The sequence below is a fragment of the Actinomycetes bacterium genome, assembly GCA_022599915.1.
GTDB lineage: Bacteria > Actinomycetota > Actinomycetes > S36-B12.
Map to the genome: position 1 here is coordinate 1 of JAHZLH010000059.1, position 8449 is coordinate 8449.

The 8449-nt window shown below is 60.1% G+C and carries 12 protein-coding genes and 1 tRNA gene; 11 read left to right on the forward strand and 2 right to left on the reverse strand.

Annotated elements, in window-relative coordinates; genetic code table 11:
* The 9 genes from K0U62_09650 to nusB form a co-directional block, all read left to right on the forward strand.
* A partial coding sequence (locus K0U62_09650) for a PilN domain-containing protein (GenBank protein MCH9801778.1) occupies positions 1-515 on the forward strand: 515 nt, incomplete at its 5' end.
* Positions 512-1234, forward strand: coding sequence for a type 4a pilus biogenesis protein PilO (pilO, locus tag K0U62_09655; protein MCH9801779.1), 723 nt, complete (start codon positions 512-514; stop codon positions 1232-1234). The genes K0U62_09650 and pilO, both read left to right, overlap by 4 nt.
* Positions 1235-1286: 52 nt before the next feature.
* Entirely contained in the window at positions 1287-2465 is a 1179-nt protein-coding gene (aroC, locus tag K0U62_09660) for a chorismate synthase (GenBank protein ID MCH9801780.1), read from the forward strand.
* Positions 2465-2980: a shikimate kinase gene (locus K0U62_09665; GenBank protein ID MCH9801781.1), complete on the forward strand. Its 516-nt coding sequence runs from the start codon at positions 2465-2467 to the stop codon at positions 2978-2980. Before aroC ends, K0U62_09665 begins: the two co-directional genes overlap by 1 nt.
* Positions 2977-4059, forward strand: coding sequence for a 3-dehydroquinate synthase (gene aroB / locus K0U62_09670; protein MCH9801782.1), 1083 nt, complete (start codon positions 2977-2979; stop codon positions 4057-4059). The genes K0U62_09665 and aroB overlap by 4 nt, the downstream gene beginning before the upstream one ends.
* Entirely contained in the window at positions 4056-4490 is a 435-nt protein-coding gene (gene aroQ / locus K0U62_09675; protein MCH9801783.1) for a type II 3-dehydroquinate dehydratase, read from the forward strand. The genes aroB and aroQ overlap by 4 nt, the downstream gene beginning before the upstream one ends.
* A 5-nt stretch (positions 4491-4495) precedes the next feature.
* Entirely contained in the window at positions 4496-5578 is a 1083-nt protein-coding gene (locus K0U62_09680; protein MCH9801784.1) for a Xaa-Pro peptidase family protein, read from the forward strand.
* Positions 5579-5603: 25 nt separating this feature from the next.
* Positions 5604-6164 (forward strand): elongation factor P, encoded by a 561-nt coding sequence (gene efp, locus K0U62_09685; protein ID MCH9801785.1) that lies wholly within the window; start codon positions 5604-5606, stop codon positions 6162-6164.
* Positions 6165-6584 (forward strand): transcription antitermination factor NusB, encoded by a 420-nt coding sequence (gene nusB / locus K0U62_09690; GenBank protein ID MCH9801786.1) that lies wholly within the window; start codon positions 6165-6167, stop codon positions 6582-6584.
* An 11-nt stretch (positions 6585-6595) separates the two neighbouring features.
* Here the strand turns inward: nusB and K0U62_09695 are convergent.
* Positions 6596-6669, reverse strand: a tRNA-Leu gene (locus K0U62_09695).
* A 65-nt stretch (positions 6670-6734) separates the two neighbouring features.
* Here K0U62_09695 and K0U62_09700 point away from each other — a divergent pair.
* On the forward strand, positions 6735-7337 hold the full coding sequence (locus K0U62_09700) for a response regulator (protein ID MCH9801787.1): 603 nt from the start codon (positions 6735-6737) through the stop codon (positions 7335-7337).
* On the opposite strand, the gene K0U62_09705 is transcribed toward K0U62_09700, so the two are convergent.
* A complete protein-coding gene (locus K0U62_09705) occupies positions 7320-7658 on the reverse strand; it encodes a sterol-binding protein (protein MCH9801788.1) in 339 nt (112 codons plus the stop codon). The genes K0U62_09700 and K0U62_09705 overlap by 18 nt on opposite strands.
* A gap of 95 nt (positions 7659-7753) precedes the next feature.
* On the opposite strand from K0U62_09705, the gene K0U62_09710 reads away from it, so the two are divergent.
* A partial coding sequence (locus K0U62_09710; GenBank protein ID MCH9801789.1) for a hypothetical protein occupies positions 7754-8449 on the forward strand: 696 nt, incomplete at its 3' end.

The following is an 8449-nucleotide window of genomic DNA, read 5'->3' on the forward strand; positions in this document are numbered from 1 at the left end:
AGTACAGCGAAATCCCGCCCATCTTCCTGGCCGCTGAACAGGGGCAACAGTCGTTGACGCTGGCGATGTCACGTGAGGTTCGGTGGTCATTCTTGCTGAACCAACTCTCGTTCTCCACGCCTGCTGGGGTGACGTTGGAGTCCATCGGTGGTCAGATCATTGAAGCCGGATCAGAAGAAGCTAGCCCAGGCGGAGTATTCCCGCTGCAGCCTTCTGAAGGAACGATGACTTTCACCGGAACCGCGTCCAGTTACAACCAGGTAGCGGCGTGGTTGGACAGTCTCACCGGTCTGCAGGACTACACCTATCCGTTCATGGCAACGGCCAGCAAGGCAGATGCGGCGACCGAAGGTGAAACGACTGGTGGACCAGTCACCTGGAATTCAACGGCCAATCTGAGTCCGAATGCATTGTCTGGTCGCTACACCGCGGCCTTGCCGGGTCAAGATCCGGCGGCAGGAGCTACGCCGGCACCGAGTGCGCCAGCGACGGCCGAATCTGGGGGGACGCCATGAGTGACATGAGGACGCGGTGGCTGCTGATCGGGGGCATTGGGTCGTTGTTACTGCTGCTGATCGGGTACTTCTTAATCATTAGCCCGGCGCGCGGTCAATTGGATGAACTGAACACTGCCATTGCGGATCAAGAGGTGCAGAATCAACAGTTGACGGCAAAACTGGCGCAACTAAAGTCCCAGGTAGCTGAGGTCCCCGCCAAGATCAAAGAAGTACAGGCGGTTCAGGCGAAGATGCCGGCCAGCATGGAGCAGCCCGCGCTAGTGCGTTCGCTGGAACAAGCCGCAGGGAGTGCAGGTGTCAGTTTGACCAGTATTTCTGCCAGTGACCCAGTTGCGATTGAGGGCGCCCCCGGCAATCTCGAGTTGGTGGGGCTGCCCTACACCATGAATGCCACCGGCAGTTACAGCCAGCTCAAAACCTTCGTCAGTAACTTGGAGCAGTTGGAACGAGCGTTCCTGCTGACCACGCTGACGGTTGCGGGTGGCGCTGACGACGCTGGCAGTTTGACCCTCAATCTTGGCGGTCGGTTCTTCTCGCTGGAGAACCTCGAGGTCACCGAACCCAAGAACCTGCCAGCCGCAGAGCCGACCCCGGCCCCCAAACCGGAGGACACGCCAACACCGGCGCCAACGGCGAAGAATAAAGACAAAAACAAGGACAAGCAGAAGGCGCAGGCCGCTGCCAAGAAACCGAAAAAGAACGGCCAGAAAAACTGACTGAGCGTGCCGCCGTCGCGCTCGCCCTCGAATCGATGCGACAATTGGGCTTATGTTGCGTTGGTTGACCGCCGGGGAATCCCACGGCCCCGCCCTAGTTGCCACCCTTGAGGGTCTGCCCGCTGGGGTCTCGATTACCACCGCGGATGTGGCCGAGCATCTGGCCCGCCGCCGACTGGGTGCCGGACGTGGCGCTCGGATGAAGTTTGAGGCGGACGAGATCACCTTCCTTGGTGGTGTCCGACACGGCATCACCATGGGTGGTCCCGTTGCTCTCACCGTGGGAAATTCCGAATGGCCCAAATGGGAAAAGGTGATGGCTGCCGATCCGGTACCAGCCGACGAGCTTGCCGATCTGGCCCGCAATGCACCACTCACCAGACCGCGCCCCGGTCACGCCGATTTGGTGGGCATGCAGAAGTACAACTTCGACGACATCCGCCCGGTGCTCGAACGGGCCAGTGCCCGGGAAACAGCTGCCCGAGTCGCACTCGGTGCGGTCGCTCGCGCCTTCCTGCAGCAAGCGGCTGATGTGAGCATCGTGAGTCACGTGGTCTCGATCGGTACTGCAGCTAGCGCCGGTCTGAAATTGCCAGGACCGAACGATGTTGTGGCCTTGGACGCTGATCCGGTTCGCTGCTTCGACCCGGCAGGCACTGAGGCCATGCAAGCCGAAATTGCAGCCGCTCATAAGGAAGGCGACACGCTTGGTGGTGTAGTTGAGGTCGTCGTTCGGGGTCTACCACCTGGTCTTGGGTCACACGTCCACTGGGATCGTCGACTCGACGCTCGGTTGGCCGGAGCCATGATGGGAATCCAGGCCATGAAAGGGGTGGAGTTCGGCGCGGGGTTCGAACTCGCGCGGACCAGAGGGTCTGCGGCTCAGGACGAAATCGTCAGTGAGTCCGGTGAATTGCGCCGTACTTCCGGCAATAGCGGCGGTGTGGAAGGCGGTATGTCCACCGGAGAAATATTGCGGGTGAGAGTCGCGATGAAACCGATTTCCACGATTCCCCGTGCCCTGCGAACGGTGGACGTCGCCTCTGGCGAAGAATCAGTGGCGATCAACCAACGCTCCGATGTCTGCGCGGTGCCAGCTTCGGGTGTGGTGGCTGAAGCCATGGCGGCCTTAGTGCTGGCCGATGCGCTACTGGAGAAGTGTGGCGGCGATAGCGTGGGCGAAACCTCGCGTAACTTGCAGACGTATCTCGATTCGATGGCGATCCGGTAATGTCGCCAGTCCTTGTGCTGATTGGTGCACCCGGGTCTGGAAAATCTGCGGTCGGTGCGGTGGTCGCTGAACAGTTGGGCCTAGAGTTTCGCGACACTGACAAAGACACCGAAGTTGCTGCTCAGATGAGCATTCCGGACATCTTCATCGCCGAAGGGGAGGAAGGGTTTCGTGCTCGAGAGCGATCTGCGGTGGCGGCTGCAGTAGCTGATCATCAAGGTGTGTTGGCGATCGGTGGTGGGGCAGTGCTGGATGCTGACACCCGTGCTGATCTCGCCGGGTTACCCCTGGTGTGGCTGCAAGTGGGCGCCACTGAAGCCGCCAAACGGGCAGGCATAAGTGGCCCGCGACCACTGCTGCTGGGAAACGTCCGCACCACCTGGCTATCTCAGCTGAAACAGCGTGAACCGTTGTATCGCGAACTCGCGACTCACGAGGTGGGCACCGACGGTCGTACGATCGAGGACGTGGCCCACGAGGTCGTGTCGCTAGCGGAAGTGGGGCATAAGCAATGAGCACCGAAGTCATGGTCGCTGGCGATCAGCCCTACCGGGTGACTATCGGGCGGCAACTCACTGACGACATCGTCGCGGCCATCCCGGAGCGAACTGAACGAGTGGGCGTACTGTGTGCGCCCTTCTTCAACGCAATGGCGGTCGAGTTGGCCGATCGGATTGCGGAAACGGGTCGGCAGCCACTGGTGATTCCGTTGGCTGATGTTGAGGAAGCGAAAACAGTTGAATCGGCTGCCTCCTGCTGGGAGGCACTCGGCGCTGCTGGTTTCACTCGTACCGACTGCTTGATCGGATTTGGCGGTGGGGCGACCACTGATCTTGCCGGATTTGTCGCGGCCACCTGGCTGCGCGGTGTACCGATCATTCAGGTGCCCACCACTTTACTCGGCATGGTGGACGCTGCTGTTGGCGGCAAAACTGGAATTAACACCGCCGCGGGTAAGAATCTGGTGGGGGCGATTCACCCGCCACACGCGGTCTTCTGTGATCTTGATCAACTGACTACATTGCCGCGCCCCGATCTGGCCGCCGGGCTGGCTGAGGTTATTAAGGCTGGTTTCATCAGGGATCAGGTGATCTTGGATTTAGTGTCGGCGGGTCCAGAAGTGGCGCTAGACCCGAACTCTGCGGTGCTGACTGAATTGGTGGAACGTGCGGTGCAAGTCAAAGCCGCGGTGGTGGCAGACGATTTGACCGAATCCGTGGATCGGGAACTGGGCCGGGAGGTGTTGAACTACGGCCATACGTTGGGACACGCGATCGAACGTGCCGAGCAGTATCGCTGGCGGCACGGCGACGCGGTCTCGGTGGGGATGTGTTTCGCGGCGTCACTGGCTCACGCGGCCGGACGATTAGATGCGGAAGCGGCCCAGCGACATCGACAAATTCTGACTGCGGTGGGATTACCGATCAGTTATCCGGCTGCAGATTTTGACCAGCTAGTTGCCGCAATGCGAGTGGATAAAAAGGCCCGAGGCGCAACAATGCGTTTCATTGTGCTGGATGGAATCGGTCAGCCCGGACTGCTGGTCGGTCCGGACGAAGGCATGTTGCGCATTGCGCTACAGGAGGTGTCATGAGTACGCGAGTACTTGTCTTGAATGGACCCAACCTCGGGCGACTGGGACTGCGGGAGCCGGAGATCTACGGCGCTGAGGCGTATGAAGACCTAGTTTCCGCCTGTGAAAAGTGGGCTGCCGCGGTCGGGCTGAGTGTCGAAGTCAGGCAAACCGATGATGAGGCGGAACTTGTGCACTGGCTGCATGAGGCCGCAGATGGCCAAGTCCCGGTGATTTTGAATCCAGCAGCCTTCACGCACTACTCCTACGCCATGCGTGATGCCTGCGCGATGTTGACTGCACCACTCATCGAGGTTCACATCAGCAATCCGGCAGCACGCGAGGAGTTCCGGCATACCAGTGTTGTGGCGGGTGTAGCTACTGGGACTATCGCTGGTTTCGGACTGACGTCCTACCAGTTGGCGATCCAGGCACTCGCAGAGCGAAACTAGCGACCATGGCGGTAGGACCCGAGTACGCGCAGCGTCGCAACCGAGCGATTGCCGGCGCCCATGACTGTGGCGCTGGTGGGCTCTTGGTCACCGATCCCACAAACGTGCGCTACCTGACTGGGTTCACGGGCTCGAACGGCTGTCTGGTGTTGGGGTCAGATACGGCAGTTCTGGTGACAGACAGCCGCTATCAAGAACAAGCGGCTGCTCAGTGCCCCGAGCTAGAAGTGCAGATCGCGCGGGATAGCGCCGCTGGCGCAGTCCGATTAGGAATGGCTCGCAACATTTCACCGCTCGCGATTGAAGCAAACCACCTCACCCTCGACCGGCATCGCGGATTGGTCGAGATCGCTGGCCAAGAGTTGTTGTTGGAAACGACCGGAGTCGTTGCTGAACTGCGTCGAGTCAAAGACGCCTACGAGATTGCGCAGTTAGAACGAGCCGCCGAGATCATCACGCTGGCGCTGGATGACGTACTGCACTACATCGCGCCGGGAGTGACTGAGCAGGAAATCGCGACTCGGTTGGAACGTCTTGTGGTTGATCATGGGGCGGAAGCTCCGGCTTTTTCGACCATCGTGGCGACTGGCCCCAACAGTGCGATTCCGCACCATGAGCCGACGGATATTCGGATCAGGTCGGGTGATCTACTCAAGATTGACGCTGGCGCGCGCATCAATGGCTACCACAGCGACATGACTCGTATGTTTGTCGTAGGAGACGAGCCGAACCCGCATCAGCAGGAGTTGCACGATGAGGTGCTCGTGGCAGCCGATGGGGCTGCTACCGAACTGGCGGTCGGAGTGTCGGCCCAAGTTCCCGACGCAGTGGCGCGGGAGCGGCTCAACGGGCTGGCTAGGTTCTTTAGCCATGGTCTAGGACACGGCGTCGGGCTGCAGATCCATGAGGCTCCAATGCTGTCGAGTAGTAGCGCCGATACCATTGGGCCTGGAGACGTCCTCACCATCGAGCCCGGCGTCTATTTGCCGGGCTATGGGGGAGTGAGGATCGAAGATACCTGGTTGGTCACCGCCGCTGGCTCCCGGCGCCTCACCATGGCGCCGCGCGAGTTGGTGCGGCTCGGCTGACCAACCAAGCGAACTGGAGAAAGACGTGGCGACCACCAACGACTTGAAAAACGGCCTGGTGCTAAATCTCGACGGTCAACTGTGGACTGTGGTGGAGTTTCAGCATGTGAAGCCCGGTAAAGGCGGTGCTTTTGTCCGCACCAAGCTGAAGAACGTGCTCTCCGGCAAGGTAGTGGATAGGACTTTCAACGCGGGGGTCAAGGTAGAGACCGCCAACGTGGACAAGCGGGAAATGCAGTATCTATATCAAGATGGTGATTCCTACGTCTTCATGGACACCAGTACCTACGACCAGATCCCAGTGACCAATGCCGTGATCGGCGATGCGGTGGATTACCTGCTAGAAAACAACAACGCCACCATTGCCATGTATGAAGGTAATCCGTTGTACGTCGAGCTGCCAGCCTCTGTGGAGTTGGAGATCACCTTCACTGAGCCTGGGTTGCAGGGCGATCGTTCTTCGGGAGGCACTAAGCCCGCCACCTTGGAGACCGGTGCTGAGATTCAGGTGCCGTTGTTCGTTGACTCCGGGACTCGGGTGAAGGTGGACACCCGCGACGGCTCCTACCTAGGTCGAGTCAACTAGGTGTCGGCACGTGGAAAGGCACGGCGCCGGGCACTAGACATCCTGTTTGAGGCCGATGCCCGAGAGGAAGCCCCCTTGGATGTTTTGGCGCAGCATCAGCAGCGCCGCATTGAGATGGGTAACCCCAACCTGAATGACTACACCGTCGAACTGGTTTCCGGTGTGGCGGACCATCGAGGCGAGATCGATGATCTGGTGAACGGGGCCGCCATTGGGTGGACCATCGAGCGCATGCCCGCAGTGGATCGGGCCACCCTGCGGGTAGCGGTGTGGGAGTTGCGCTACAGCGACGAGGTCCCGGCAGCGGTGGCGATTTCCGAAGCTGTAGCAGCGGCGCGGGAACTATCTACAGATGAGTCGCCACGATTTGTCAACGGGGTGCTGTCCGCGATCGCGGCGCCAGCCGTGGAGGGGCCGTGAATCGGCAGATGTGCCCCGGGTGGGATTCGAACCCACACTGGACGGTGTTTGAGACCGCTTCCTCTACCGGTTGGGATACCGGGGCTCAGAAGGAAGAGTACCGCCGCTGTATTCAGAACGGTTCAGGTAGGTAAGGTCCGCGTGGCTGATATGACATTGCCGGCTGAGTCGAGGGCTAGCACGATAGTCGTAGCAGAGGATGAAGCCGTCATCCGGATGGATCTGGTGGAGCAACTGCGAGAGTTGGGCTTCAGCGTTGTCGGGCAATGTGGGGACGGCGCCGAAGCCGTGGAACTCTGTCGGGAGCTATCCCCAGACATTGCCTTGCTGGACATCAGTATGCCGGTGCTGGATGGATTGGAAGCCGCCCGCCAGATTTCGGCAGATGGGAAAAGTGCGGTCGTCATGCTTACCGCCTACGGCCAACGCGAGTTGATTGAGCAGGCAGTGGCCGCTGGTGCGATGACCTATCTGGTGAAGCCATGGTCTACTGTCGATCTGCTACCCGCTTTGGAGTTGGCTCGGCAACGGTTCGCGGAGATGCGGCAGCTGGGTGATCGGGTGGAGGAACTGTCGCAGGATCTTGAAACTCGCAAAGCAGTCGAGCGGGCGAAGTCGCGGCTAATGGCGGCCTACGGATTGTCAGAGAACGAGGCATTTCGTTGGCTGCAAAAGGCGGCCATGGATCGCAGGACGACGATGAAGATGGTGGCTGAAGCAGTGCTAGCCGGAGGTTTAGGCGAGAGCTCGTAGTTTGAGCAAGTCCCGGAAACTAGCGTCAAGCCGGAATCGACCCGTGGCCCAGCCTTGCGCGAAGTGGAGGTCACCTTTCTCCAAAGCCACGAAATCGTCACTGGTGCAGATGAGCCGGAGTTGTGCCTGGTAGTCGCCTTCTTCAGTACGGATGTTGATGATCCGACCGCCGGCCATTTCACCGGCAAATGAGGTGTCCAGATCGAGGAGATAGAGCGCGAGATGACGGTCGGGGAGTTGCTTCAACTTCTCGACGTCGAGCTCCTCCATTCGCTCCACTAGGGCGTCGATGGCCATCTTGACCTCACCCTCGGTCGCCATGCACTCTCCTTTGTCTTGACCGCAACCTTACTGCGCAGACGCGATCACGCTACCTTGGACATAGTGGATCTTGCCATGACTGACCCGATCGGAGTGTGATCCAGATGCTGGACGTGTTGCGTGGTTACCTGCAAGTAGCGGGAGGCCTGGGCGAGGTGACGGTCCAACGGGCCCGTGAGCTGGCTGAAGCATTGGTGTCGCAGAGCGTTGAGTTCTCGTCAGTGAGCCAGGAGCAAATGCAGACCTTGACCGATGAGTTGGTGGAGTCTGCGCAGACCAATCGTGATCTACTCACCGGTCTGATCCGTACTGAGGTGGATCGCACCGTTGGTCGGATGGGTTTTGTGCGGGAAGAGGAACTAGCTGCTGTGCGGCAGCACCTTAACCGGCTGGAAGACCAGATCCGTAAGGAGCAGCAGCGTGCCGCGGACCGGGCAACCGGAACGGTACTTGGCGCTGCAGACTCGTCCTCGACCACGGCGAAGTCGGCGGTATCCGAAGCTGGCAAGACGGTCAGTGAAGCGGCCGCAAAGGTGAAGGGGCTCGCTGCCTCTGGCCAATCGGCTGCCCACGAGGCAGTGGCCAAGGGGCAAGCGGCAGCCCAGGAAGCAGTGGCCAAGGGGCAAGCGGCAGCTCAAGAGGCAGTAGCCAAGGGGCAAGCGGCAGCGGGTCTCGGCATAGATTCCGAGCCGACCGCGAAGAAGTCCACCGCGAAGAAGTCCACCGCGAAGAAGTCCACCGCGAAGAAGTCCACCGCGAAGAAGTCCACCGCGAAGAAGTCCACCGCGAAG